17 protein-coding genes are annotated in these 26,559 nt (G+C 57.2%); 13 read left to right on the forward strand and 4 right to left on the reverse strand.

Annotation, left to right across the window (positions count from 1 at the left end; translation table 11 throughout):
* The first annotated feature begins 63 nt into the window (after nucleotides 1-63).
* The 3 genes from AB8996_RS05320 to AB8996_RS05330 all read left to right on the forward strand — a co-directional run bounded on the left by AB8996_RS05320 (nucleotide 64) and on the right by AB8996_RS05330 (nucleotide 3,830).
* Nucleotides 64-2,373 (forward strand): AMP-binding protein, encoded by a 2,310-nt coding sequence (locus AB8996_RS05320; protein WP_369297937.1) that lies wholly within the window; start codon nucleotides 64-66, stop codon nucleotides 2,371-2,373.
* A gap of 221 nt (nucleotides 2,374-2,594) precedes the next feature.
* Nucleotides 2,595-3,215, forward strand: a complete 621-nt coding sequence (locus tag AB8996_RS05325) for an N-acetyltransferase family protein (RefSeq protein ID WP_369297938.1) — start codon at nucleotides 2,595-2,597, stop codon at nucleotides 3,213-3,215.
* Nucleotides 3,216-3,299: 84 nt separating this feature from the next.
* Nucleotides 3,300-3,830 (forward strand): HdeD family acid-resistance protein, encoded by a 531-nt coding sequence (locus AB8996_RS05330; RefSeq protein WP_369297939.1) that lies wholly within the window; start codon nucleotides 3,300-3,302, stop codon nucleotides 3,828-3,830.
* Nucleotides 3,831-4,095: 265 nt separating this feature from the next.
* Here AB8996_RS05330 and AB8996_RS05335 read toward each other — a convergent pair whose 3' ends face one another.
* From AB8996_RS05335 to AB8996_RS05345, 3 genes are read right to left on the reverse strand one after another with little or no spacing between them, the layout of a single operon-like run.
* Entirely contained in the window at nucleotides 4,096-4,854 is a 759-nt protein-coding gene (locus AB8996_RS05335) for an ABC transporter ATP-binding protein (protein ID WP_369297940.1), read from the reverse strand.
* Entirely contained in the window at nucleotides 4,851-5,921 is a 1,071-nt protein-coding gene (locus tag AB8996_RS05340; protein ID WP_369297941.1) for a FecCD family ABC transporter permease, read from the reverse strand. The genes AB8996_RS05335 and AB8996_RS05340 overlap by 4 nt, the downstream gene beginning before the upstream one ends.
* The gene (locus tag AB8996_RS05345) at nucleotides 5,872-6,852 is read right to left on the reverse strand and encodes an ABC transporter substrate-binding protein (RefSeq protein WP_369297942.1); all 981 of its coding nucleotides are present in this window, start codon (nucleotides 6,850-6,852) and stop codon (nucleotides 5,872-5,874) included. The genes AB8996_RS05340 and AB8996_RS05345 overlap by 50 nt, the downstream gene beginning before the upstream one ends.
* A gap of 367 nt (nucleotides 6,853-7,219) precedes the next feature.
* Here AB8996_RS05345 and AB8996_RS05350 point away from each other — a divergent pair, with 367 nt between their 5' ends.
* The 7 genes from AB8996_RS05350 (at nucleotide 7,220) to AB8996_RS05380 (ending at nucleotide 18,056) form a co-directional block, all read left to right on the forward strand.
* Nucleotides 7,220-8,506, forward strand: coding sequence for an O-acetylhomoserine aminocarboxypropyltransferase/cysteine synthase family protein (locus AB8996_RS05350; protein WP_369297943.1), 1,287 nt, complete (start codon nucleotides 7,220-7,222; stop codon nucleotides 8,504-8,506).
* A gap of 227 nt (nucleotides 8,507-8,733) precedes the next feature.
* On the forward strand, nucleotides 8,734-10,053 hold the full coding sequence (locus AB8996_RS05355) for an alpha-L-fucosidase (protein WP_369297944.1): 1,320 nt from the start codon (nucleotides 8,734-8,736) through the stop codon (nucleotides 10,051-10,053).
* A 15-nt stretch (nucleotides 10,054-10,068) separates the two neighbouring features.
* A complete protein-coding gene (locus tag AB8996_RS05360) occupies nucleotides 10,069-10,818 on the forward strand; it encodes a copper homeostasis protein CutC (RefSeq protein ID WP_369297945.1) in 750 nt (249 codons plus the stop codon).
* Entirely contained in the window at nucleotides 10,794-13,274 is a 2,481-nt protein-coding gene (locus AB8996_RS05365; protein WP_369297946.1) for a transglutaminase domain-containing protein, read from the forward strand. Before AB8996_RS05360 ends, AB8996_RS05365 begins: the two co-directional genes overlap by 25 nt.
* 83 nt (nucleotides 13,275-13,357) lie before the next feature.
* Nucleotides 13,358-13,879 carry a nitroreductase family protein gene (locus AB8996_RS05370; protein WP_369297947.1) on the forward strand — a complete coding sequence of 174 codons (522 nt, stop codon included), beginning with the start codon at nucleotides 13,358-13,360 and terminating at the stop codon, nucleotides 13,877-13,879.
* A gap of 193 nt (nucleotides 13,880-14,072) precedes the next feature.
* Nucleotides 14,073-15,464 (forward strand): extracellular solute-binding protein, encoded by a 1,392-nt coding sequence (locus AB8996_RS05375; RefSeq protein ID WP_369297948.1) that lies wholly within the window; start codon nucleotides 14,073-14,075, stop codon nucleotides 15,462-15,464.
* Between the two features lie 309 nt (nucleotides 15,465-15,773).
* On the forward strand, nucleotides 15,774-18,056 hold the full coding sequence (locus AB8996_RS05380) for a leucine-rich repeat protein (protein ID WP_369297949.1): 2,283 nt from the start codon (nucleotides 15,774-15,776) through the stop codon (nucleotides 18,054-18,056).
* Between the two features lie 66 nt (nucleotides 18,057-18,122).
* Here the strand turns inward: AB8996_RS05380 and AB8996_RS05385 are convergent, their stop codons facing one another.
* Nucleotides 18,123-20,237, reverse strand: a complete 2,115-nt coding sequence (locus AB8996_RS05385; RefSeq protein ID WP_369297950.1) for a glutamine synthetase III — start codon at nucleotides 20,235-20,237, stop codon at nucleotides 18,123-18,125.
* 595 nt (nucleotides 20,238-20,832) lie between these two features.
* Here AB8996_RS05385 and AB8996_RS05390 point away from each other — a divergent pair.
* From AB8996_RS05390 to carB, 3 genes are read left to right on the forward strand one after another with little or no spacing between them, the layout of a single operon-like run.
* Nucleotides 20,833-21,906, forward strand: coding sequence for a carbamoyl phosphate synthase small subunit (locus AB8996_RS05390; protein ID WP_369297951.1), 1,074 nt, complete (start codon nucleotides 20,833-20,835; stop codon nucleotides 21,904-21,906).
* Nucleotides 21,907-21,915: 9 nt separating this feature from the next.
* Nucleotides 21,916-22,380 carry an NUDIX domain-containing protein gene (locus AB8996_RS05395; RefSeq protein ID WP_369297952.1) on the forward strand — a complete coding sequence of 155 codons (465 nt, stop codon included), beginning with the start codon at nucleotides 21,916-21,918 and terminating at the stop codon, nucleotides 22,378-22,380.
* 35 nt (nucleotides 22,381-22,415) lie between these two features.
* On the forward strand, nucleotides 22,416-26,516 hold the full coding sequence (gene carB / locus AB8996_RS05400) for a carbamoyl-phosphate synthase large subunit (protein ID WP_369297953.1): 4,101 nt from the start codon (nucleotides 22,416-22,418) through the stop codon (nucleotides 26,514-26,516).
* Nucleotides 26,517-26,559 lie beyond the last annotated feature (43 nt).

Consider the following 26,559-nt stretch of genomic DNA (forward strand, 5'->3'; position numbering starts at 1 on the left):
CCAAAATGATCGCATTGCAATCATTATCCCGCATAAAAATTTTTAGAAGGGGGAATCTACCCAATGGAAAACACCGTAGAAAAAACTGATTTGAAAGCCCAGCTCTCAGAGGTTGCAGAGCGTATCCGCACCATGCGGGAGATCATGGGGCTGTCCGAGGACGAAATGGCAAGATGCACCGATGTGACAAAGGAAGACTACCGAAAATATGAAGCGGGGGAGGCTGATTTCAGCTTCACATTCATTTACAAATGCGCCAACCGCTTTGGGATCGACCCCACCGACCTCATCAAGGGCGTCAGCCCCACCCTGTCCACCTACACCGTTTCCCGGAAGGGCGACGGGCTGCCCATTACCCGGCGGCAGGGCTTCAAATATCTGAATATGGCGCCGTTGTTCAAGAACAAGACCGCCGAGCCTTTTTACGTCACCATGCCCTATTCCGAGGCGGAACAGAATGTGTCCATCAAGCTGTCTACCCATGTGGGGCAGGAATTTGACATCGTGCTGAAGGGCTCCATGAGGGTGCAGGTGGGCAGCCATGTGGAGGAGCTTCACGAGGGGGATTCCATCTACTACAATTCCAGCACGCCCCACGGCATGATCGCCACAGGCGGCAAAGACTGCGAGTTTTACGCCATCGTGCTCAAGGGGGCGGAGGAATTCGCCCCGGAAAAGGACCGCTTCCAAAAGCTCATCGACCAGAAGCTCGCCCGTCAGGAACGGGAGACCGTTTCCTCCCCCTTTGTAAAGACGGAGCTGGACGAAAACGGCGTGTTGAAAAGCATTCATTTTGAGAACGAGGAAAAATTCAACTTTGCCTTTGACATTGTGGATCAGCTGGCAGAGCGCGAGCCAAACCGCCTTGCCATGCTCCATGTGGCGAAGGATAAGACCGAGCGGCGCTTTACCTTCGGCGACATGAAAAAGATGTCCAACAAGACCGCAAATTATCTGGAATCCCTGGGGATCAAAAAGGGGGACCGGGTCATGGTGGTGCTGAAGCGCCACTATCAGTTCTGGTTCGTCATCACCGCCCTGCACAAGATCGGCGCGGTCATTATCCCCGCCACCAATCTGCTGATGGAGCACGATTTCGATTACCGCTACAAGGCGGCGGGAGTGAAAGCAATCCTCTGCACCGCCGACGGGCAGACCGCCGATGAAGCCGACCGCGCCGCTAGGGGCTGTGACACCGTGCAGGTGAAGATCATGGTGGGGGAGAACCGCCTGGGCTGGCACGATTTTGACAAAGAAATGGAGAATTTCTCCGATGTGTACGAGCGCAGAGAGGATTCCCCCTGCGGCAGCGATACCATGCTGATGTATTTCACCTCCGGCACCACGGGCTACCCCAAAATCGCCGAGCACAGCTATAAATATGCCCTGGGGCATTATATCACCGCGAAATACTGGCACAATGTGAACCCGGACGGCTTGCATTTTACCATTTCCGATACGGGCTGGGGCAAGGCGATGTGGGGCAAATACTATGGGCAGTGGATGTGCGAGGCTGCCGTCTTTACCTATGATTTTGACAAGTTTGACGCCCACGATATCCTGCCCATGTTCGCAAAGTACCATATCACCACCTTCTGCGCGCCGCCCACCATGTACCGCTTTTTCATCAAGGAGGATCTGTCCAAATACGATCTGTCCTCCATCGAGTATTCCACCACCGCCGGAGAAGCTTTGAACCCGGAGGTGTATGAACAGTGGAAGCGGGCGACGGGGCTGTCCCTGATGGAGGGCTTTGGGCAGACCGAGACCACCTGTGTGATCTACAACCCGGTGGGCACCGTGTCGAAGCCCGGCTCCATGGGCGTGCCTAGCCCGCTGTACGACGTGGATATCGTGCTGCCGGACGGGCAGAGCGCCCCGGTAGGCGAGACCGGGGAGATCGTGATCCACACCGACAAGGCGGTGCCCTGCGGGCTGTATAAGGGCTACTACCTGAACGAGGAGCTGACCAGAGAGGCGTGGCACGACGGGCTGTACCATACCGGCGACACCGCATGGCGGGACGAGGACGGCTACTTCTGGTACGTGGGACGTATCGACGACGTGATCAAGTCCTCCGGCTACCGTATCGGACCGTTCGAGATCGAAAGCGTCATCATGGAGCTGCCCTATGTGCTGGAATGCGCCGTTACGGCGGCGCCAGACCCCATTCGCGGGCAGGTGGTCAAGGCGTTTATCGTGCTGACCAGGGGCACCGAGGGCACGGAGGAGTTGAAAAAGGAGATCCAGGGCTACGTGAAGAAGCATACCGCCCCGTACAAGTACCCCCGTATCGTGGAGTTCCGGGACGACCTGCCCAAGACCATCAGCGGCAAGATCAGAAGAACGGAGCTGCGGACGGAAACAAAATGAATTGTTTCTGTTTTTGGTTCTCCCGCCTGCGGCGGGGGAACCGGGTTTTTCGCTGTGGAGTTCCGGGACGACCTGCCCAAGACCATCAGTGGCAAGATCAGGAGGACGGAGCTGCGGAAATAACGGGCGCAAAGCGGCGCTTCGGCTGGAGAAAATTTACAATTTGGTAAGAGAGCTGTAAGGAAAGAAGGCTTGCAACTGGGAACAGGATTCCCTATAATATGGATAAGCTCAGCCGCTGGGAAGAGCGGGAGCCTGACGGCGGGGCAGGAAAGGAACATAGTATGCTGGTAAAGGAAATACCCTTTGTGTTGAAGGACGGGCGGAAAGCGCTGCTGCGCTGCCCAAGGAACGAGGATATCCCGGGCTTATTGAATTATCTGGTCGTTTCTTCAGGAGAGACGGATTTCATCGTGCGCTCCCCCGAGGAATGTGATAAGTACACCCCGGAAAAGGAGGCCCAGTGGATCGAGCAGATGAATTCCTCAAAGGATGCCGTTACATTGGTCTGCGAGGTAAACGGCACAATCGCCGGAAACTGCGAGGTAAAACGGCACGGATCAATGAAGACCCGCCACCGGGCCACGGTGGGCATCGCCCTGCTCAGCGAGTTCTGGGGTCAGGGGATCGGCACGAAGATGTTTGAGGAAATGATCCGCGTTGCGGAGGGCTGGGACGGCGTCACCCAGATGGAGCTGGAATTTGTGGAGGGCAACGCCCGTGCCCGGGGCTTGTATGAAAAAATGGGCTTTCGCATTACGGGTATGCGTCCCGACGCCATTCGCCGGAAGGACGGCGTTCTGCTGAACGAGTACCTGATGGTCAAAAAGCTCAGCCGCTGACACGGGGATTCCGGCAGAGCGCAAAAACAGAGCTGGAAATTTATTACAATAAAAAATCAAGTCAAAAGAAAGCTGGTATTTGTTATGCTGAAAAGTATTCGCAACAGTCTGGTATTTACATCGGTGCTCTACATCATACTGGGAGTGATCCTGATGGCGTTCCCAGATTCCTCCCTGAATCTTGCCTGCGCCCTGATCGGCGTGGTCACGCTGGCTTATGCCGGGGTGCGCATCGTCTCGTATTTCCAGAACGGCGGGGCGTACTCCAACCGCTTCGACCTGTTTCTGGGTGTGCTGCTGGCGGTGATCGGCGTGTTTTTGCTGCTCTGCCCGCAGTTTATCGTGTCGCTGATCCCCATTGCGCTGGGCATTTACATCGTGGTGGACAGCTTTGCCGCCATGAAAAAGGCGCTGGACATGAAAACGCTGGGCTTTGAGAAATGGTGGGTATCTTTTCTGGTGGCGCTGCTGCTGACGGTGTTCGGCGCCCTGATGATCTTTAATCCTTTCGGCACCATGGCGTCTCTGGTGGTGTTCATCGGCTGGGGCTTTATCTTTGACGGCGTGTACACGCTGGTCAATACCATTGTGGCCGCCAGAGTCTATGGCAAATAACAGACAGTTTGAGCGTGTCGAAAAAGATTTTTCGACACGCTCAAACTTATTGGGGAAACCAAAGATTTCCCCAATAAGTTCTGATTGAAACGCGAGAGAGGGACCCTGATGGTCCCCTCTCACACTCTTCCCCCTTCCGTATTTTAGGGTGGGTGAGTTTATCAACAGCAGGAAGCCGGGCGCACAGCGCCCGGCTTCCTGTGTATCTGCAAAATTCAGTAAAATAGCTGGAATTTATTGAAAAGCAAATATACTTTACAGTTTCTTACTTTTGAAACAGGTACTCCGTTTTGCCGTCCAGAAGGATTTTCCGGGAAGCTACGCCAAAGGCTTTTGCGGGGAGACCGCTGTCAAAAACCTCCTCCGCGTTTCCATAGCACAGCAGCCTGCCGTCCTGCAGCAGCGCCACATTGTCGCTGTAGGCAAAGGCAAGGGGCAGGTCGTGCAGCACCATGACCACGGTTTTCCCCAGGGATTTGATGTGCAGGATCAGCTCCATGATCTCATATTTCTGCCCGATGTCCAGATAGGTAGTGGGTTCGTCCAGAAAGAGGATATCCGCGTCCTGCGCCAACGTCATGGCAAGGTACACCCGCTGGCGTTCCCCGCCGGAAAGCTCCGGCAGCTCTTTTTCCGCCAGGGGCAGGGTGCCTGTTTGTTCCATAGCGGTGCGCACGGCACGGCGGTCGGCTTCCGTCAGGCTGCGCCCGAACGCCAGATGGGGATATCTGCCGTGGGCGACAAAGCGGTCCGCCCGAATGGCGGGAATGTCCCGGGACTGGGGCAGGAACGCCGCAAGCCGGGCAAATTCTTTCCGCCCGTAGTCCCGCTGGTCACGCCCCAGGAATTGTACGGAACCGGCGCTGGGCGGCAGCAGCCCGCAGGCGGTGCGGAGCAGGGTGGTTTTCCCGCAGCCGTTGGGACCGATCAGCGTGGTGATCTCCCCGATGGGAATGGTCAGGTCAATGCCGCGCAGGATATCTTCCCCGCCGTACCCCGCGCAGAGATTGGAAAACACTATCATACATTTCCCTCCCGCTTTGCCGGATTTCTTCGGGAAAGGGAACGCCGTTTCTTCCTGCCGCGGAGCAGCAGGAACAGGAAAAACGGTCCGCCTACCAGAGAAAGCAGGATACCCACCGGGATCTCATAGGGGGCGAACAGCACCCTGCTCAATAAATCGCACAGGGTGACAAAGCCTGCGCCCAGCAGCGCGCTGGCGGCGCACAGGACCCGGTGGGACGAGCCGAACAGCCGCCGGGCGATGTGGGGGACGATCAGCCCCACAAAGCTCAGCAGCCCGGAAAAGCTGACGGCGCACCCGGCAAGCACGCAGGCGGTGACGATCAGCCCGAACCGCACTGCCCCCACAGGAAGCCCCAGGCTGCGGGCGGTCTCTTCGCCCAGGCACAGCACGTCCGTCTGCCGGGCAAGCAGCAGGGCGGCGAGAAGCGCTATGAGGATCATTCCCCACGCCGGGAAAATGTCCCGCAGGGAAACGCCGGAGAACCCGCCGATCAGGAAGGTGCTGCCGTTATAGAGCGTGTCGGGAGAAAAGGTTTTGACCGTGTTGATCCCGGCGGTGAAAATGCTGCTGACCGCCACACCCGCCAGAATGATGGTGAGCTTTCCCGCCCCCGCTGCCGCAGCCACCGCGTAAATGATCAAAGTGGCAAGCAGTGCGCCAAGAAACGCCCCCAGGGACGTTGCCCAGGGAAGCCCCGGCAGAAATGCCATGGCAAGGAACGTGAAGAAGCCCGCCCCGGCGTTGACGCCGATCACATTGGGCGCGGCAAGGGGATTGTTCAGCGCCGCCTGGATCAGCACGCCGCTGACCGCCAGCGCCGCCCCGGCAAGGAGGGAAGCGCACACCCTGGGCAGCCGGACATACAGCAAAATGCGGGTTTCCGGGGTGGAAGCTTCTCCGCGCAGCAATGCTTTCACACTGTCGAGCAGCGGCAGGGGCGACGAACCAAGGCTCAGCCCCAGCAGCGCGGAAACCACCAAAAACAGCAGGGCAAGCAGCAGCTTTCGCCCGGCTCTATTTTGTGAGGTCGAGGTCGGGATAGAGGATATTTGCGAGGTACTCATAGCTTTCCCCCCAGCGGTTGTTTGGTTTATAGTGGAACAGCTCTTTCGGCAGCACATGGTAGCGGTCTTCCTGCACGGCGGTAAGCCCCTGCCAGGCGGGGTTCGCCAAAATCAGGGAATCCAGATAATCCAGCGCCTTTTTCTCGCTGCCCATGGTGGTGACAAAAATATAGTCCGGGTCCGCCTGTATGACCTCCTCCAGGCTCAGGTCCTCCAGCATGGAGGGGTGGTCGTCGGCAATGTTGTGACAGCCCAGCTCCTTCAAGATCTGCCCAGCCAGCTCGTCGTCGGTTTTTGCCTTGATGCCGGAGGAGAATGCCCGGATCAGCAGGACATTGGGAGACTCTCCCCGCGCCGAGACCGCGGCTTTCACCGCTTCGATCTGCTGCCGGGGCTGGGTCACATTGGCGTCAAACAGCTCCTGCCTGCCGGTGAGCTTGCAGAACTGCTCCATCATTCCGGCGTAATCCTCAAAGGTGTCCACCCGGAAGTAGGCGCAGGCAAGCCCCGCGTCCTCCAGCACGTCCCGAATGTCGTTCTGCGGGACGATATCTGCGGAAAGCAGCACCAGCTCCGGGTTCAGGGAAATGATCTTTTCCGTGTTGGGTTCCTTTACCGTGCCCACGATCTCCGCGCTTCCCACGTCCAGCTCCCGTTCCTCCACCGCGTCCTCCGTGGTGCCGACCAGCGACCCGCCCGCCAGCAGCCAGGCGTCGGCATAGGAGCCGTACAGGCAGACGGTCCTGGGGTTCTGCGGCACCTCTACCGTGTCCCCGTTAGAGTCGGTAAGGGACAGGGTCTGCGCAGAAGAAGCGGACGGCTCCGGCGCGGAAGAGGAGGCGCTTTTTACGTCTGAAGAGGGCGTCTGTCCTGTGGCGCACCCGCACAGGAGCAGGAAAATAAGCAGTGTGGCAGAAATACGTTTTTTCATAGCGTTTCCTTTCCATATACGACAGATTGCTTTTTCAGAGAGAAGAAAGCCATATGATTTTCTTCCACCCTATTTTACACTATCCGCGAAAAATCTTCAAGGGAGCTCACAACGGAGCTTTTTGCGGAGAAGAAATAAAAAATCGTAAAAGCCCTTGACAGGAAAAGGAAAAAAGGATATAATCATACAAACCTAATAGGAAAATATGGAAATGGGGGAAAGCATGAAAGAATTATTTTTATCTCTGCTCCGGCAGAATTTCCGAAACGGCCGAATGTGAAGCAAAGGCTGCGGAGCTTATCTTCCCGGGATTTGCCGGGAATTGACGTCACACTTAAAATTTCATGAAGAAAAGGGGAAGCTAACCATGTCTGATAAAAAACTTCATTTTGAAACGCTGCAGCTTCACGTGGGTCAGGAGCAGCCTGACCCTGCCACAGGCGCCCGCGCGGTGCCGATCTATGCCACCACATCGTATGTATTTCATAACAGCGGGCACGCCGCTGACCGCTTTGGTCTGCGGGACGCGGGGAATATTTACGGGCGGCTGACCAATCCCACCGAGGACGTGTTTGAGCGGCGCATTGCCGCCCTGGAGGGAGGAGCGGCGGCGCTGGCGGTGGCTTCCGGCGCGGCGGCGATCTCCTATACCGTGCTGGCGCTTGCCCATGCGGGCGACCATATTGTGGCGGCGTCCACCCTGTATGGCGGCACGTACAATTATTTTGAGCACACCCTGCCCCAAAGCGGTATCACCACCACATTTGTAGACCCGGAACAGGAAGGCGCGTTTGAAGCGGCGGTGCGGGACAATACCAAACTGATTTTTATAGAAAGCATCGGCAATCCCAACGCCAATTTAATTGACATTGAAAAAGTGGCTGCTGTCGCCCATGCCCATAAGATACCGCTGGTCATAGACAGCACCTTTGCCACGCCTTACCTGCTGCGCCCCATCGAATACGGCGCGGACATCGTGGTGCATTCCGCCACGAAATTTATCGGGGGTCACGGCACGGCGCTGGGCGGCGTTATTGTGGATTCCGGGAAATTCGACTGGGCGGCTTCCGGGAAATTCCCTCAGTTTACTGAGCAGAATCCCAGCTATCACGGGGTTTCCTTTGTGCAGGCGGCTGGCGCGGCGGCATTTGTCACTTATATCCGGGCGATCCTTTTGCGGGATACCGGCGCGACCCTGTCCCCGTTCCATGCGTTCCTGTTTTTGCAGGGGCTGGAAACCCTGTCCCTCCGGGTGGAGCGCCACGTGGAAAACACGTTGAAGATCGTGGAATTTTTGAACGCTCACCCCAAGGTGGAGCGGGTCAACCACCCCTCTCTGCCCGGTAACCCCTCCCACAGGCTTTATCAAAAGTATTTCCCCAAGGGCGGCGCGTCCATCTTCACACTGGAGATCAGGGGCGGCGCTGAGGAAGCCAAGCGCTTCATCGACCATCTGGAAATCTTCTCGCTGCTTGCCAATGTGGCAGACGTGAAATCTCTGGTGATCCACCCTGCGTCCACCACCCATTCCCAGATGACGGAGGAGGAGCTTCTTGCCTCCGGCATTAAGCCCAACACCGTGCGTCTTTCCATCGGCACGGAGCACGTGGACGATTTGATCGACGACCTGTCCCAGGCGCTGGACGCCATCTGAGCGCTCTGCTCTTTTGATCGTAACATTCTCTGACCCTCCCCAAAACATTTTCCATACACACACTCCAAACACAGCAGCCGGCGGTTTTACAACGCAGGCTGCTGCGTTCCTTTGTAAGACCGGGAGCGGACATTTTTGGTGGGAGAGTTCCATATCTTGTCTTGCGTTCTGCCGCACCATATGCTATATTGTGGATAAGAAACCCTGATTGGGAGGAGCGAGTTTTTATGTACAAATTTGATCGGGCGGAATACGAAAAGCGCATGACCTGGTACACCCAGGCGCGGTTCGGAATGTTCATTCACTGGGGGCTGTATGCCATTCCCGCCAGAGGGGAATGGGTACGCAGCGTGGAGCGTATCCCCAAAGAGGATTACATGAAATATTTCGAGGAATTTGACCCGGTGGATTACGACCCGAAGAAATGGGCGAAAGCCGCCAGGGAAGCCGGCATGAAATATGTGGTCCTCACCGCGAAGCACCACGATGGGTTCTGCCTGTTCGACAGCAAATACACGGACTTTAAGTCCACCAACACGAAATGCGGGCGCGATCTGGTAGCGGAATATGTGGAAGCCGTCCGCGCAGAGGGCTTGAAGGTCGGGCTGTATTTCTCCCTGCTGGACTGGTACCACGAGGACTACCCCCATTACGGCGACCAGCACCACCCCATGCGGGAAAACCCCGCCTATGGGAACGAGGGCAGGAATTTTGACCGCTATCTCACGTATCTCCACAATCAGGTGCGGGAGCTTTGCACCAACTATGGGAAGATAGATATTCTCTGGTTCGATTTCTCCTACGGCGAAGGCGCGGACGCCATGCGCGGTGAAAAATGGCGGGGTTCTGAGCTGGTGGACATGGTCCGCACCCTGCAGCCCGGCGTTATCATCGACAACCGTCTGGAGGTCAGCGGCGAGGGCTTCGGCTCCCTGTGGGAGGGAAATCCCACGCCGTACCACGGGGATTTTGTCAGCCCGGAGCAGATCATTCCCCCCAACGGCTTATTAGATAAAAACGGCAGAGATTTGGTGTGGGAAGCCTGTATTACCATGAACAATAACTGGGGCTATTGTGAAAACGACAGGTTCTTTAAGCCCTCCTCCATGCTCATCAAAAAGCTAGTGGAATGCGTTTCCAAGGGCGGGAACCTGCTTCTGAATGTGGGACCTGACGCCCGGGGCAATATCCCAGCGGAATCACTGTCCATTTTATCGGATATTGGAGACTGGATGCGGAAAAATTCTAAAAGCATTTACGGCTGCGGGAAAGCCGGGCTGCCAAAGCCGGACGTGGGCAGGATCACCCGGAACGGCAATAAGCTTTACTACCATCTTTTTGAAAACACCGTGGGCTGTATGCCCTTGATGGGGCTGAAGCGGGAGCAGGTGGAAAGCGTCCGCTGGCTGGCAACCGGGGCGGAAGCGCCCATTGCCAAGGGCTGGATCTACGACAATTATCCCGATATCGTGTTTGCCGATCTGGGTCCCGATCCGGTGCTGCCCGACCCGGTGGATACTGTGCTGGAAATCACGCTGAAAGAGTAAAAGGCGGCGGTGACCATGAAAAAAGTATTGGAAGCCTGTGTGGACAGCATGGAATCGGCGCTGGCGGCAAAGGCAGGCGGCGCGACCCGGCTGGAGCTGTGCGCCAATCTGGTCATCGGCGGCACCACCCCGGCGCTGTCGCTGGTGAAAGCGGTCAAAAGGGAAACCGGGCTGCCTGTCCATGCGCTGCTGCGCCCCAGGTTTGGCGATTTTCTCTATACGGAACGGGAATTTGCCCTGATGCTGGAGGACGCCGTCGCGCTGCTGGACGCGGGAGCCGACGCTATCGTCAGCGGCTGTTTGACCCCGGCAGGGGATCTGGACAGCTCCCGCATGGAAGCGATGATCTCCCTTGTCCATAAAAACGGAAAACGCTTTACGCTGCACCGGGCGTTTGATGTGTGCAGGGACCCCTTTGCCGCGCTGGATCGCTGCCGGGAATGGGGCGTGGAAACCATTCTCACCTCCGGGCAGGCGGCAAGCTGTGTGGAGGGCATAGGGCTGCTCAAGCAGCTGTTTGACAGGGCAGGCGATGTGGAGCTGCTGATCGGCGCCGGCGTCAGTGCCAACGCTATCCGCCAGGTGCGGCAGGAGCTTCCCGAAGCGAACAGCTTCCATATGAGCGGCAAGCAGGTACTGGAAAGCGGCATGGCTTATCGGAAAGAAGGGGTCAGCATGGGGCTGCCAAGCATGAGTGAATTTGAAATCTGGCGCACAAACGAGGAAAGCATTCGCGCGGCATGGGAGGAATTGAACCGGGCATGAGCTGGACAGAGCAATTGACAAGCTATACCGACCGCCTTTGGCAGAAGCGGCGGGCGGAGCTTCAGGAACTGGGCGAAAAAACGGACAGTATTTTGAACTGCTGTACGCCGGAGGAAGAAAAATATCTGCGTTTTGTGCTTGCGACTATTCCACTGTCCGATTTGTCGGACTATAAAACAGAGCTGTTTTTGCATATCGTACAAAACGCTTTGCGGGCAAGAGAAGAATTCCCCTGGTGCAAAGCATTGCCGGAGCATCTTTTTCTCATCGGAGTCCTGTATCCCCGTATCAACACGGAAGAGCTGTCCGACTGCCGCGGTCTGTTCCATGACGCGCTGGCGGACAGAATACGCGGGCTGTCTTTGACCGACGCCATTCTGGAAGTGAACCGCTGGTGCGCGGAGGAGGTAACGTACCGCTCTACCGATGACAGGACCGCGTCCGCGCTGTCCGTGTACCGCTGCGGCTATGGGCGCTGCGGGGAAGAATCCACCTTCGCGGTAAACGCCCTGCGCAGCGTGGGCATTTGCGCCCGGCAGGTCTATGCTCCATGGTGGTCCCATTGTGACGACAACCATGCATGGGTGGAGGTGTACGACGGAGCAGGCTGGCGCTATTTGGGCGCCTGTGAGCCGGAGCCGGAGCTGGACCGCGGCTGGTTCACCAGCGCCGCTTCCCGCGCTATGATGATCCACGCCCGCGTCTTTGCGCCGGGGGAGCTGGAAGACGTTGCCTTTCTGTTCCCGGACGCTGCCCCCATTGATTTATGGACGGAGCACGGCGTAGTCTATGAAGCCGTTACCCACCGCTACGGGGAAACAAAAGAAGTGACCGTGTCTGTTAGGGACGGTGCGGGAAAGCCTGTCCCCAATGCGAAAGTGACCTTTTCTTTGCTGAACATGGCGCAGTTTTTGAAAATTTCTGTCCAGAAAACTGGACAGGACGGAACGGCGAAATTGCGGCTGGGCTTGGGCAGCGTAAAAGTATCTGCGGCTGCGCAGGACAGTACCGCAGAGACAATTTTTTCTACAGGCGAACAGGACCATGTGGAATTGACGCTGCAAAATAAAGCGGAAAGCGATTGGCAGGATTTTGAATTTTTTGCCCCGATAGGAATGGCGGGTTATCCCGCGCCCTTGTCTCCCATTGCGCAAAAACGACGGCGGGAAGTCCTCGCTGATGCCGCCGCATTGCGGGAACAAAAGCAGCGGCGGTTCCAAAGTGAAAGCAAAAGCGATCCGCCCGAACAAAAGCGGCGGATTTTGGCTGTGCTGACGGAAAAGGACAGGGCGGGAGAATTGCCGGAAGAAATTTTCCAAGACGCACTTCCGGCTTTTTGCCGGGAGGAAAGCTTCCCGCCGGATATTTTTTCCCAGGGGCTGCTTTCTCCCAGAATCGGGCTGGAACCGCTGCGCCCGTGGCGGAAAGAGCTTTCCGAATGGTTTTCCCCGGCGGAGCGGGAGGGCTTTCTGTCTGCCCCGGAAACCCTGCTTGAATGGATAGACAAAAATGTTCCGGCGGTCGATTCCTATGTGGATCTGCCCGCTTCTCCCCTGGCTGTTTGGAAGACGGGCGCGGCAAGCTCCGCTGGAAAAAATGTGCTGTTCTGCGCCCTGTGCAGAAGCTTTGAAATCCCTGCGCGGCTTTCCCCGGTGGACGGCACACCGGAGTATTATCAAAACGGGAGTTTTCGCGCTGCCCTTGGGGAAAAAGCTATGGGAATGCTGGAAATTTCCACTCCCGCAGAGCAGGGCGCCCTGTTTTTCCAAAACGTTTCCCTGACCCGGCTGGATGCGGAACGGGAAGTACCGTTAAAGCTGGCGGATATCCCGGCAGGGAGCAGTATGGAGCTGTCGCTGCTGCCCGGAATGTACCGGGCAGTCTGTACGACCAGAATGCCCAACGGCAATCAGCTGGCAAGGCAGAAATGCTTCCGGCTGGAAGCGGGGCAGACACGGCGGCTGGAGCTGACCTTCCGTGAGGGAAAAATCGCGGATATGCTGGAATCCCAGGGGCTGCCGCCATTCCTGCTGAGAGATGGAGCCGGGCGGAACGTGGAAAACCGGGAGCTGCTGGAAAAAAGCGCGTTTTCCCTTCTGTTCTGGCTGGAGGTGGGCAGGGAGCCCACCGAGCACATTTTGAACGAGCTGCGGGAAGCCGCCGAAGCGTTTGCCCAAAGCGGCTGCGCGCTGCATTTTCTGCTGGAAAGCCCGGAGCAGGAGCGGGACGCCACTCTCCGCAGGACGTTATCTCTGCTGCCCGACCACCAGATATGGTATGGCGATTTTCAGGATACTGTGCCGCAGCTTGCCCGCAGAATGTTTGTAGACCCGGAAAAGCTGCCCTTGGTGATCTTAGCTGACTGCAAAGGTAATGGGCTTTATGCCTGCAGCGGATACAATGTGGGAACGGGGAAATTGCTGCTGTCCCTGCTTGCAGAATTGGAAAAATATTGACAAGTAAATATACTTTACAACTGTAAAAATTTTGCCCGGCACAGCGCCGGGCGAAAAAATAAATCACAGAAAGGGAGATATCTATGGAAAACAAGATGTTGGAGCTGCTGAAGACCCGCCGGAGCGTGCGCCGTTATCAGTCTGCCCCGGTAGAGAAGGAGAAGCTGGACGCGATCCTGGAAGCCGGCACCTATGCTCCCACCGGCATGGGGAAGCAGTCGGCGACGATCATTGCCGTGGAGACCCCGGAGAACCGCCAGACCGTGCAGGAGCTGAACTGCCGTGCCCGCGGCGGAAACGGGGACCCTTACTACGGCGCGCCCGTTATCCTGCTGGTGCTGGGCGACCCCAGCAGCGGCACCTATGTGGAGGACGGCGCCTGTGTGCTGACCAATATGATGAACGCCGCCCACGCGCTGGGAGTGGATTCCTGCTGGATCCACGGCGAGCGGGAAATGTTCGAGCTGCCGGAGGGTAAGGCGCTGCTGAAAAAGCTGGGCTTATCGGAAACCCTCAGGGGCGTGGGTTCTTTGGCAGTCGGGTACGGAGAGGGCGAGCCGCCCCAGCCCAAGGAGCGGAAAAAGGATTACATCGTCCGGGCGTAACCGGGCAGCAACCGTGGAAACGGAAGAATCGCGCTTTGCGGAAATAGCGCAGTATCAACATGAAAAGAGGACAGGGCGGCGTTCGGCGGAAAGGCTTTCGTAAGAATGCCGCTCTTGTATTTTGTCGGATAGCCGATTATAATAAGAATATCCTTTGAAACAAAAAACGCTTCCGAAAGGAGCATGAAATTTTATGAAGCTGAGAAAAATCGCGGCGCTGGCGCTGGCGGCGGCGCTTTGTGCCAATCTGCTGGGCGGCTGCGCCCACTCGGAGTCCGAGCCTGAGCCGGAACCGCTGGCAACGCTGCACAATGACGGCAGGGAAGCGAAGCTGGTGCTGGGAATGCTGAGCGGCGCCGACAGCAGGAAAGAAGTCCTGCAGGAGATCGCCGCAAAGTATGAAGCCGATTTTCCCCATACAAAAATTGAAATAAAAGCTTTCGAGAGCGAAGAGGATATTTTCCGGGCGCTGAAAACCGGGGAAGCGGATATCGGCGAGGTGCCGGGCGCGGACGTGCCAAAGCTGGCGCAGGACGGCACGCTGCTGGACATCTACCCCTACATGACGGTGTGGAAAGAAAGCGCCACTCTGACCCAGGCGGCGCAGACGGTGGTGGGCGCCATGGGCATGGAGCACGCTTATACGGTCCCCGAGGACATCTCACTGGACGTGCTGTTCTACCGCGCGGACTGGTTCGACGATTACAACGAGGGCAAAACGCAGGAGGAATACGCCCGCCACCGCACATGGAACGACATTGTGGGGGGCGCCAACGCCAATGGGTCTCAGATCACCGGCTCCATTGAAAAGCTGGGGGAGCAGGGGCGCGTTGCCTTTGGGGGAAAGGATTCCCTGGCGAGATATTTTGACGCCGCCGTTTGGAGCTCCGTGCAGCAGAACCGCCTTGCCGACCCCGGTGCGGGATATTTTTCTCTGGCGGAGGAGGGGAAGTCCATCTTCTCCTCGGACCGGGCAAAGCAGGGGGCGGAGCAGTTTTTGGATATTATGAAAGCGGCCCTGCCGGGGACTATGGACATGACTGTGCAGGAAGCGGCGAAAGCGTTCCAAAACGGCGAAGCCGGGCTGCTGCTTGCGCCCCGTTCCGTGGCAAAGCAGCTTCGGGATACTATGCCGGAAGGGTCGTGGGAGATCGCGAACGTTCCCCTGGGGCTGAGCGTTACCTCGGCGGTGAGCGCGGAAAACTATGTGGGCTGGGGCGTTTCCACTGCCGCAAAGGAGCAGGAGATCGCCGTGCATTTCCTCACTTTTTTGTCCAACGCGGACAACAACACCCACTTTGCTAAAGAATGCGACTGCCTGCCCATTCACCTGGAAGCGGCGGCGCTGGAGGAATCCCTGACAGAGGGAGATATGTCGGCGGAAATGACCATGGCGGGCAAGGGGGACCAGTTCCGCTATGCCATGCCGCCTGCCATGTATCAGGCATATGAGGGCTTCCGGGAACAGGAAGAGACCCGTGTGCGCCAGCTTGTAAGCGGCGAGCTTTCCAGGGAAGAGCTGCTGAGCTGGCTGGACGGCTACTGGAACGAAGCCTATCAAAAAGAGGGCAAGCTCTGGCAATAAACCGCCGGACGGAAGCTGCGCCATTTCACAATGCATTTTCCAACAAAAAACAGACCTGAAAGCATTTTCGCTTTCAGGTCTGCCGCGGTTCAACAAAAGATTCGACCAAATAAAACACTGTCAAAAAGTGTACTTTTTGACAGTGAATTTTACAAGGTAAATTTTACAGGAAAATTCTGGAAGTGTCAACAAAATTGCCAAATTTTCTTTTTGATTTTTCCAAAACCTACGCAAATCGCCAAGCCTTGTTTCCCAAAAGGACAATTGTCAAAAAGTACACTTTTTGACAATTGTGGAAGGAGAAAAAACATGAAAAAATTTGTCAGCCTGTTGTTCGCCCTGTGCCTGCTGGTCGGCTGTTTTCCCCCTGCGGCAAGCGCCGAGTACGAGTATGTGGAACCGGCCGGAGAATGGATCACCGTGCCCGGCATTGAGGGCGGAAGAATTAAATTTGATAAAGGAACAGGAGCTATCACAAGCAGTGATCAGTCAATCACCTCCGCCGATATCCCCGGTACCATAGACGGGGTGGCGGTCAAAAAAATCGGACAGAGCGCTTTCTATCTCTGTGAAATGACCCATCTCACGCTTCCCGAGGGGCTTCAGGTCATTGAAAAATGGGCTTTTTCTGAGTGCTGGCAGCTGGAGGGGAGCGTTACCATTCCCGAAAGCGTGACGGCTATCGGAGAAGAAGCTTTCCGAGGTGTTAGTACCTTGACGGCACTTGAAGTCGCGCCGGGGAACGGGGCGTATTGCTCCGTAGACGGCGTGCTGTTCAGTAAGGACAGGAAGACGCTGGTTGCCTATCCCGGCGGGAAAGGCAGCGCCTATGAGATACCCGCCGGAACGACAAAAATCCTGCCGGGAGTGTTCTCCTGTTCTTTAGATTTGACCGATGTAACGATCCCCAGCAGTATCACGGAGATCGACACAGAGGTTTTTTATGACTGCATGAACCTTGCCCATGTGACGTTCTCCGGCAGCGTCAGGCGGATCGGAATGCTCGCTTTTCGGAACACCGCCTTTACGGAGTTCACAGTCTCCGAGGGTGTTACGGAAATCGGAGATGATGCGTTTAATTATTGCATGAACCTGACCGGCGTGACGCTTCCCGCCAGCCTGACAAAGCTTGGGACGGGGGTCTTCTCAGACTGTGAAAAGCTGACTGCCATCGGGATCGCGCCGGGGAACAGGACATACTGTGCGGTGGACGGCGTGCTGTTCAGCAAGGACAGGAAAACGCTGGTGGAATGCCCTGCCGGGAAAACAGGGACCTATGAGATACCCAACGGCGTTACCGCCATCGGAGCGTATGCGTTCTACAGCTGCGCCGGCTTGACCGGTATTACCGTTCCCAAGGGAGTGACCCGGATCGGGGAGGGCGCTTTCTCCTTCTGTGTGGGTCTGACCGATATTGTCCTTCCCAAAGGCATCACGGAGATCGGGAAAGAGACTTTCAGTCTTTGCCATGGCTTGACCAGCATAGTCATTCCCAACGGTGTGACACAGATCGGGGACAATGCTTTTGACTGCTGCGACAGCCTGACCAGTATCACCCTTCCCAAAAGCCTGACGCAGGTTGGGGAGTATGCTTTCAGCAACGCGCAGCTTCTCACAGATGTTTACTATGCCGGCACGCAGGAGCAGTGGAACGCCATATCCATTGGCTTTGCCAATAATGATTTAGAGGAAGCGACCATTCATTATGAAAGCGGGGATTATGAAGAGGAGCCCGACCCGCCCACGCCCACCCCCACGCCTCCCGCGCCACCTCCACCTCCGCCCCCGCCGCCGCCAACCCCTCCGCCCCCCCCTACCCCTACCCCTACCCCTACACCTACGCCTACGCCGACGCCCACACCGTCTCCCGTTCCCTCCGTGCCCCAGCCCACCGTGAAAACGGTGATTACTGGAAACGGCAATATTGCCACCATTACCACCCAGCCCGAGGGAGACAAAGAGATTGAGGTCAAAACGCCCTCCGGCGAGGTGATCGCCAAGGTGAACCTCCCTGCCGACCCGGGAGCGGGAAAGAAATTCGAGGACGTGAAAGAAAACGACTGGTTTGAAAAATCCGTGGACAGCGCCACGGCATACGGGCTGTTCCAGGGCACGTCTGAAACGAAATTCACCCCCAACGGCTCCATGACAAGAAGTATGCTGGCGCAGACACTCTGGAACCTCAGCGGCAAAACAAGCTACGGCGCAGGAGAGGGCACATTTACCGATGTGACGAAAAATATCTGGTACGAAAACGCGGTGGACTGGGCGGCAAAGGTCGGCGTGACCTCCGGCACAGGGAACGGCGGCTTCTCCCCGGAGCAGAACATCACCCGGGAGCAGATGGTGACCATGCTGTACCGCTACGCCAACGCCATCGGAGCGCCGGAAAAGAGCAAGGAAACGCTGGAAAGCTTCCCGGATTCCGGCGAGGTGTCCGGCTTCGCCAAGGAAGCCGTGGCGTGGGCGGTTACTGAAGGCTTGCTGACAGGCAGAAGCAGCGGCAGTGGAACGCACATCGCGCCCCAGGGCACCGCCACCCGGGCGGAGGTCGCCGCGGTGCTGACCCGCTTTGTAGAATATCTGAAATAGTTCTTCCATGTAAAAGCGCCCCCGGTCAGCCGACCGGGGGCGCTCTTTTCTATGTCAACTTACAACTTAAACCTGAAACATCAGCTGTGCATAGGTGGGATAGGGCCAATAGTCGGCGGCGACATTTTCCTCCAGCCTGTCGATCACGGTGCGGATATCGTCCATGGCGGGAATGATCGTATCCCGATAATAGGAAGCGACGGTCAACACGTTGCAGCTGGTGGTTTGGGGCGCGTTGAGGGCGTTGTCCAGCGCTTCCGTGCGGGTGTAGGCGTCATCCAGCAGCGTGGAAAGCTTCTGGAGCAGTTCTGTTTCCGCCTTGCAGGGCAGGTCCTTCAGAACGCCCCGCTTTGCGTTGACTGCGTTTGCCAGGTCGGCGAGATAGCGGCTGACGGCGGGGATCACCTTGTGGCGCACCATGCTGCTCAGGGTCAGCGCTTCGATACGCAGGGTCTTGGAGTATTCCTCCATGATGGTCTCGTATCTGGCTTCCATTTCCGCTTCAGTATAAATTTTATGGTTGGTAAACAGGTCGATGTTCTTTTTGTCCAGATACCGGGGCAGCGCGTCCACGGTGGTGGGCAGGTTCAAAAGCCCGCGCCTTTTCGCTTCCTTGACCCATTCCTCGGAGTAACCGTCGCCGTTAAAGATAATGCGCTTGTGCTGGGAAACTACCCGCCTGACCAGCGCCATCACGGCGGCGTTCAGGTCGTCAGCCGGCTCCAGCTCATCGGCAAACTGCCGCAGCTGCTCTGCCACGATGGTGTTCAGCATGATGTTGGGGCAGGCGATGGAAATGGCGGAGCCCAAGGATCGGAACTCGAATTTATTGCCGGTGAAGGCAAAAGGAGAAGTGCGGTTCCGGTCGGTGGTGTCCTTATTCAGGTCGGGCAGCACATGGACGCCGGTTTCCAGCTTTTTATGTTCAATGCCGCCGTATGCCGTGCCGTTTTCAATGGCCTGCAGCACCCCGTTCAGCTCGTCTCCCAGGAACATGGAGATGATAGCGGGCGGGGCTTCGTTCGCCCCCAGACGGTGGTCGTTTCCGGCAGACGCCACGGAAATGCGGAGCAGGTCCTGATATTCGTCCACACCCTTGATGACCGCCGCTAAAATCAGCAGGAAGCGGGCATTTTCCGCTGGGCTTTTGCCGGGGTCGAGAAGGTTCTCCCCCGTGTCGGTGGACAGGGACCAGTTGTTGTGCTTGCCGCTGCCGTTCACACCGGCAAAGGGCTTTTCGTGAAGCAGGCATACCAGCCCATGGCGGGCTGCCACGTTTTTCATGGTCTCCATGGTGAGCTGGTTGTGGTCGGTGGCGATATTGGTGGTGGAGAAGATGGGGGCAAGCTCGTGCTGCGCCGGCGCGACCTCGTTGTGCTTGGTTTTGGCAAGAATGCCCAGCTTCCACAGCTCCTCGTCCAGCTCCTTCATATAGGCGGCGATCCTGGGCTTGATGCTGCCGTAATAGTGATCCTCCAGCTCCTGCCCCTTGGGGGCTTTCGCGCCAAACAGGGTGCGTCCGCAGAAAATTAAATCTTCCCGCTGGTCGTAGAGCTTTTTGTCCACCAGAAAATATTCCTGCTCGGGTCCCACGGTGGTGACCACCCGTTTGGTGGTAGTGTCGCCGAACAGCCGGAGAATGCGCAGCGCCTGACGGTTCAGGTCTTCCATAGAGCGCAGCAGGGGGGTCTTTTTATCCAGCACCTCTCCGCTGTAGGAGCAGAAGGCGGTGGGAATGTACAGGGAATCTCCCTTGACAAAGGCATAGGAGGTGGGGTCCCACGCGGTGTAGCCCCGGGCTTCAAAGGTAGCCCGCAGCCCGCCGGAGGGGAAAGAGGAAGCGTCCGGCTCTCCCTTGATGAGCTCCTTGCCGGAAAACTGCATGATCACCCTGCCGTCGGAGGTGGGGGAAATAAAGCTGTCGTGCTTTTCGGCGGTAATGCCGTTTAGGGGCTGGAACCAGTGGGTGAAATGGGTGGCGCCTTTTTCCACCGCCCAATCTTTCATGGCGCTGGCAACGGCGTTCGCCACGGTCAAATCCAAATCCTTGCCCTCGTCGATAGTTTTCCGCAGAGAACGGTACACGTCTCTGGGCAGCCGTTCCTGCATGACGTCGTCGTTGAATACTGAGCTGCCGAACAGCCCGGGGACAGTCTTACGGTTTTCCGAACAATTTCCCATAACCAACCACTCTTTTCTCATGTAAAATGTTCCTGCTGCCGCGCCGCTGCGGCATTTCACACAGCTCCGGCAGAGAATTGCAGGAAGGGCGCTGCGGGGAAACCCGTCAGCGCCCGTGCAGCCTTGGGCATTATTTTAGACGAATCCGGGAAATTTGTCAATGAAATTCCCCCTGTTTCCCGATGATTCCGCAAGTTGTATAAAATTCTACGGGGAATCGGACCTTTTTTTCAAATATTCGGAAGAGGTCTGACGGGGAAACCCGCCTTTATCTATATGGCAAAGCGTGCTTGACCGATTCGCCGGGGAAACGCTTTCCGGCAAGGGAAAAGGATTTTGGCTGTGTGGCAAAAAAATCCGCGGTGGGGGAGAAAAAATTGTGAAAACGGGAAAATCGAAAAAAGTCTCTTGCGTGTTTCCGCCGGATAGGGTATCATGTAACGTGGGTGAAAACAGATATAAAAAGGGCTTCCGGCAAAATACTAAAGATTTTGCCCGCAAAGTGCAACGGAACAGCCAGCCGCGGGATATTGCCCCGGCTGGCTGTGCGGAAGTCCCGCGGAAGATGGACGGACAAGGAGAAAGGACGGCAGACATGGGAAAAACAGGTTATCTCGTTTTGGAAAACGGAACTTGCTTTCGGGGAGAGCGGTTCGGCGCACCGGGAGAAGTGACCGCGGAGGTGGTGTTCACCACCGGCATGACAGGGTATCTTGAAACGCTCACCGACCCCAGCTATTGGGGACAGATCACAGTACAGACTTTCCCGCTTATCGGGAATTACGGGGTCATTCCCGCCGATTTTGAAAGCGGCAGCATTGGTCCCCGGGGATATATCGTCAAGCATTGGTGTCAGGAACCTTCCAATTTCCGTTCGGAGGGCGACCTTGACACCTTTTTTCAGGAAAAAAATGTGGTCGCCCTGTCCGGCGTCGACACCCGCACTTTGACGAAAATGATCCGGGAGCGGGGCGTGATGAACGGCGTCATCACCGACGACCCCGAAAGCGTGGACCTGGAAGCCTTGAAGCAGTACCGGGTCACAGGGGCTGTGCAGGCGGCTTCCACAAAGGAAAGATACACCGTTTCGCCGGAGGGCGAAGTAAAATATAAGATCGCCCTGCTGGATTTCGGGCTGAAGCGGAACATCTGGCGGGAGCTTGTCAGGCGGGGCGCGGAGGTGACCGTCTGCCCCTGCGGCACCACTGCGGAGGAGCTCAAAGCCCTTGACATAGACGGAATTATGTTAAGTAATGGACCCGGTGACCCCGCTGAAAATATGGAAATCATCGAAAACCTAAAAGAAATATGTAAACTCAATATCCCTGTGTTCGGCATCTGCCTGGGGCACCAGCTGCTTGCCCTTGCCCACGGCTTCCGCACGGAAAAGCTGAAATACGGGCACCGGGGCGGCAACCAGCCGGTGAAAAACCTGGAACGGGACAGGGTGTACATCACCAGCCAGAACCACGGCTACGCGGTGGTGTCCGACAGCATCGACCCTGCAACTGCCAAAGAGCTGTTCGTCAATGTGAACGACGGCACCTGCGAGGGGATACGCTATCACGACTGCCCGGCGTTCTCCGTGCAGTTCCACCCGGAGGCCTGCGCAGGCCCGCTGGACACCGGAGAGCTGTTCGATGAATTTTTTGCCATGATGGAAGGGTGAGGGAAGCGCATGGAGCATGGAAACACGGACTGGAGCCGGTCAGTGGCCGGCGTTGTGGTCCGGGACGGAAAGGTTTTGCTGGTGCGCCACAGCTATGGCGCGGGCAAGGGAATGCTGATCGTCCCCGGAGGTTATGTAAACCGGGGAGAAAACCCGGAGGACGCCGTAAGGCGGGAGCTGCTGGAGGAAACCGGGGTGGAGATCAGCGCCGGTCCGGTGTTGGGGATTCGATTCAATCAAAAGGATTGGTACGTCGCTTTTCTGGCGGACTATCTTTCCGGGGAAGCCCGCTCCGACAACGATGAAAATTCGGAGGCCCTCTGGCTGGACTGCACGGAAGCCCTCTCCCGGGAAGACGTGCCCGGCCTGACCAAAAGCCTGATCGAAAGCGCTCTAAAAGCGAGAGAAAACGGCGGCGGCCTGGAGGCTGCGCCCTACGAAAGCAAAAACGGAGGCACTCTGTACAGGGTGTGAAATCACTTTACGGTTTATGAGGAAAGGGGATCGTTATGCCGCTGAATAAGGACATCAAGAAGGTACTGGTGATCGGCTCCGGCCCGATCGTCATCGGCCAGGCTGCCGAATTCGACTATGCAGGCACCCAGGCCTGCCGGGCATTGCGGGACGATGGGATCGAGATCGTGCTGGTCAACTCCAACCCCGCTACCATCATGACGGATAAGGCCATGGCGGATAAAATCTATATTGAACCGCTGACCTTGACCACCGTCAAGCGGATCATTGAAAAGGAAAAACCGGACAGCATTCTTTCCGGCTTCGGCGGGCAGACCGGCCTGACCCTTTCCATGCAGCTTGCCAAGGAGGGCTTTCTGGAAAGCCACGGCGTGCGGCTGCTGGGCGCTTCTCCCGAGACTATCGACAAGGCGGAGGACCGCCAGATCTTCAAGGATACCATGGAAAAGATCGGTCAGCCCTGCATTCCCTCCAAGGTGGTCACCACCGTGGAGGACGCGGCGGCGTTCGCCGGTGAGATCGGCTACCCCGTCATCATTCGCCCTGCCTTTACGCTGGGCGGCTCCGGCGGCGGCATTGTGAACGATTTGAACGAGCTGCGGGAAACCGCCGCCAACGGCTTGGCGCTTTCTCCCATTACCCAGATACTGGTGGAAAAAAGCATTGCCGGCTGGAAGGAAATCGAGTTCGAGGTCATGCGCGACCACAAGGGAAATACCATCACGGTCTGCTCCATGGAAAACCTGGACCCTGTAGGTGTGCACACCGGGGATTCCATCGTCATCGCCCCGACGGTCACCCTTTCCGACAAGGAATACCAAATGCTCCGCTCGGCGGCGCTGCGCATCATCGACGAGCTGGGCGTGGAGGGTGGCTGCAACTGCCAGTTTGCCCTGCACCCCACGTCCTTTGAATACGCGGTGATCGAGGTGAACCCCCGGGTGTCCCGCTCCTCCGCGCTGGCGTCCAAAGCCACCGGCTATCCCATTGCCAAGGTGGCGACGAAGATCGCCATTGGCTATACGCTGGACGAGATCAAAAACGCCGTGACGGGCAAGACCTATGCCGCGTTTGAGCCGGCGCTGGACTATGTGGCGGTGAAGTTCCCCAAATGGCCCTTTGACAAATTTGTCTATGCCAAGCGGGAGCTGGGCACCCAGATGAAAGCCACCGGCGAGGTCATGAGCATTGCGGACACCTTTGAAATGGCGCTGATGAAAGCGGTGCGTGGCGCGGAGCTTTCCGCCGGGCACGGCTACGGTCAGCTGGACACTTTGAACCTGCCCAAGTTCAAGACCGAAACGGACGACGTGCTGTGGCACATTGCCACCCATGCCACCGACGAGCGCATTTTCGCCGTGTACGCCCTTTTGAAGCGGGGCGTGCCCGTTCAGGAAATGCACGAGAAGACCATGATCGACTGCTGGTTCCTGTGGAAGCTCAGGAACCTGCTGGATTACGAAAAGGAGCTGGCGGCTGGGAAGCTGACGGAAGAGCTGTACATCAAGGGAAAGCAGCTGGGCTATCCCGATTCCACCATTGCCCGGCTTTCCCACTGCGACGTGACCTTTGAACGCAAGCCCACCTTCAAAATGGTGGATACCTGCGCCGGGGAATTTGCCGCCCACACGCCCTATTTTTACGCTACCTACGACACCGTGGAATCCGGCGGCGAAGACGAAGCGGCGGAGTTTATCGGCGGCGACCGGAATAAACCCACCGTCATGGTGCTGGGGTCAGGTCCGATCCGCATTGGTCAGGGCATCGAATTTGACTATGCCAGCGTCCACTGCGTCATGTCCCTGCGCAGAATGGGCTATGAGGTGGTCATCGTCAACAACAACCCGGAAACCGTGTCCACCGATTTCGATACCGGAGACAGGCTGTATTTTGAGCCGCTGTCCCCGGAGGACGTGCTGGACATCATCAAAATAGAAAAGCCCATTGGCGTGGTGGTAGCCTTTGGCGGGCAGACCGCCATCAGGCTCACCAAAACGCTGGCGGAAAACAATATCCCCATTCTGGGCTCCTCCGCCGACACCATCGACATGGCGGAGGACCGGGAGCGGTTCGACGAGCTGCTGGAGCGCTCCGGCATCAAGCGCCCCAGGGGCTACACCATCATGACGGCGGCGGAAGCGCTGGAGGCGGCGGGCAAGCTGGGCTATCCCGTGCTGATGCGCCCCTCCTACGTGCTGGGCGGGCAGAATATGATCATCGCCTACTGCGACGAGGACATCGAAGAATATATGGCGATCATTCTGTCCCACAAGCAGGATAACCCTGTGCTCATCGACAAGTACCTCTCCGGCATGGAGATCGAGGTGGACGCCATCTGCGATGGGGAAAACATTCTGATCCCCGGCATTATGGAGCACGTGGAGCGCACGGGCATTCACTCCGGCGACAGCATTGCCGTGTACCCCGCCTCCGATATCGACGACGACATGAGCGCGAAGATCGTCGCCACCACGGAAACGCTGTGCAGGGAGCTTCACGGGATCGGGCTGATCAACCTCCAGTACATCATCATGGACGGGGAAATCTATGTCATCGAGGTGAACCCCCGCGCTTCCCGCACTGTGCCCTATATCAGCAAGGTGACAGGCGTTCCCATGTGCGACCTTGCCACCCGGGCGAGCCTGGGCGAAAAGCTTGTAGACATGGGCTACGGCACAGGGCTGTACAAGCCCTCGCCCTATGTGGCGGTAAAGGTGCCGGTCTTCTCCTTTGAAAAGCTGACTGATGTGGACACCCATTTGGGACCTGAAATGAAATCCACCGGCGAGGTGCTGGGTATCGGCAACAATCTGGAAGAAGCGCTGTACAAGGGTCTGATCGCCTCCGGGCACAATATGAAGCGCGGCGGCGGTGTTTTCATCACCGTGCGGGACCAGGACAAGCCGGAGATCGGGGAGATCGCCAAGAAGTTTGCCAAAATGGGCTTCGCGCTGTACGCCACCACCGGCACCGCCATGGTGCTTGCCAAGGTGGGGCTGTCGGTGAAGATCGTGGATAAGATACACGAAAGCTCCGTGAACACCATCACCCTGCTGGAAAGCAAAAAAGTGAACTACGTCATTTCCACCTCCGCAAAGGGCAGGAACCCTGCCCGGGACAGCGTGAAGATCCGCCGGAAAGCAAGCCTTCTGGGCATACCCTGCCTGACGGCGCTGGACACCGCAAACGCCCTGGCGGATTCCCTGATGAGCCGCTACACCCCGGAAAACACGGAGATCATCGATATCAATAACCTGAAAGAACAGAAGCAGAAAATCCACTTTACCAAGATGACCGCCTGCTCCAACGACTATATCTACATCAACTGCTTTGACCCCCAGAACCGGGTGGTCTCGCCGGAATTTTTGTCCATCTATCTTTCCGACCGGCACAACGGCGTAGGCGGCGACGCTGTGATCCTCATTCTGCCCTCGGAGCGGGCGGACGCGGAAATGCGCATGTTCAACCTGGACGGCAGCGAGGACGCCATGAGCGGCAACGGGATCCGCTGCGTGGCGAAGTATGTGTTCGACAATGGCATCGCCCGGGGCAAAAAGGTGGGCGAAGGTCGGTATCTGCTGCACATTGATACCCGGCGCGGGGTGATCCCCTGCACTGCCGTGACAAAAAATGGACTGGTGTCCAAGGTCACTGTGAACATGGGCACGGTGGAGCTTTCCCCCGAGAAGATTCCCGTCCAGCTGGAAGGGGAAAGGGTGGTGGCAAAGCCTGTTTCCATCGGCGGCGAGGTCTACCGTATCACCTGCTGCTCCCTAGGCAGTCCCAACTGCACGGTGTTCGTGCCTTCGGTGGACAAGCTGGACCTGGAGAAGATCGGTCCCGCCTTTGAGAACGACCCCATGTTCCCGAAAAAGGTGAACGTGGGCTTTGTGGAAGTCATCGACAGCCACACCCTGAAAACCAGAATTTGGAAGCAGGGCGTGGGCGAGACCATGGCCGGCGGCGCTGGCACCTGCGCGGCGGTGGTAGCTGCCACCTTAAACGGCTCCTGCGAAAAGGGCAAGGACATCCGGGTGATCTTAAAGGGCGGCGAGCTGAAGGTAAACTACACCGACGAGCGGGTCCTGATGACCGGCAAGGCGGAAAAGGTTTACGACGGCGTTGTGGAAATTTAACAGCCATTCGTCGTTCGCCGTGCGTTGTCAGTCTTTAGAAAAA

It is taken from the genome of uncultured Neglectibacter sp., assembly GCA_937958185.1.
Classification (GTDB): Bacteria; Bacillota; Clostridia; order Oscillospirales; family Acutalibacteraceae; genus Acutalibacter.

Bases quoted from the DNA above. Each gene is read 5' to 3' on its own strand.
- AB8996_RS05395 (WP_369297952.1), top strand. From the start codon at position 21,916: ATGGAGCATGGAAACACGGACTGGAGCCGGTCAGTGGCCGGCGTTGTG.
- AB8996_RS05335 (WP_369297940.1), bottom strand. From the start codon at position 4,854: ATGATAGTGTTTTCCAATCTCTGCGCGGGGTACGGCGGGGAAGATATC.
- AB8996_RS05385 (WP_369297950.1), bottom strand. From the start codon at position 20,237: ATGGGAAATTGTTCGGAAAACCGTAAGACTGTCCCCGGGCTGTTCGGC.
- AB8996_RS05340 (WP_369297941.1), bottom strand. From the start codon at position 5,921: ATGAGTACCTCGCAAATATCCTCTATCCCGACCTCGACCTCACAAAAT.
- AB8996_RS05320 (WP_369297937.1), top strand. From the start codon at position 64: ATGGAAAACACCGTAGAAAAAACTGATTTGAAAGCCCAGCTCTCAGAG.
- AB8996_RS05345 (WP_369297942.1), bottom strand. From the start codon at position 6,852: ATGAAAAAACGTATTTCTGCCACACTGCTTATTTTCCTGCTCCTGTGC.
- AB8996_RS05350 (WP_369297943.1), top strand. From the start codon at position 7,220: ATGTCTGATAAAAAACTTCATTTTGAAACGCTGCAGCTTCACGTGGGT.
- AB8996_RS05325 (WP_369297938.1), top strand. From the start codon at position 2,595: ATGGATAAGCTCAGCCGCTGGGAAGAGCGGGAGCCTGACGGCGGGGCA.
- AB8996_RS05365 (WP_369297946.1), top strand. From the start codon at position 10,794: ATGGGAGGAATTGAACCGGGCATGAGCTGGACAGAGCAATTGACAAGC.
- AB8996_RS05360 (WP_369297945.1), top strand. From the start codon at position 10,069: ATGAAAAAAGTATTGGAAGCCTGTGTGGACAGCATGGAATCGGCGCTG.
- AB8996_RS05370 (WP_369297947.1), top strand. From the start codon at position 13,358: ATGGAAAACAAGATGTTGGAGCTGCTGAAGACCCGCCGGAGCGTGCGC.
- AB8996_RS05330 (WP_369297939.1), top strand. From the start codon at position 3,300: ATGCTGAAAAGTATTCGCAACAGTCTGGTATTTACATCGGTGCTCTAC.
- AB8996_RS05390 (WP_369297951.1), top strand. From the start codon at position 20,833: ATGGGAAAAACAGGTTATCTCGTTTTGGAAAACGGAACTTGCTTTCGG.
- AB8996_RS05375 (WP_369297948.1), top strand. From the start codon at position 14,073: ATGAAGCTGAGAAAAATCGCGGCGCTGGCGCTGGCGGCGGCGCTTTGT.
- AB8996_RS05380 (WP_369297949.1), top strand. From the start codon at position 15,774: ATGAAAAAATTTGTCAGCCTGTTGTTCGCCCTGTGCCTGCTGGTCGGC.
- AB8996_RS05355 (WP_369297944.1), top strand. From the start codon at position 8,734: ATGTACAAATTTGATCGGGCGGAATACGAAAAGCGCATGACCTGGTAC.
- carB (WP_369297953.1), top strand. From the start codon at position 22,416: ATGCCGCTGAATAAGGACATCAAGAAGGTACTGGTGATCGGCTCCGGC.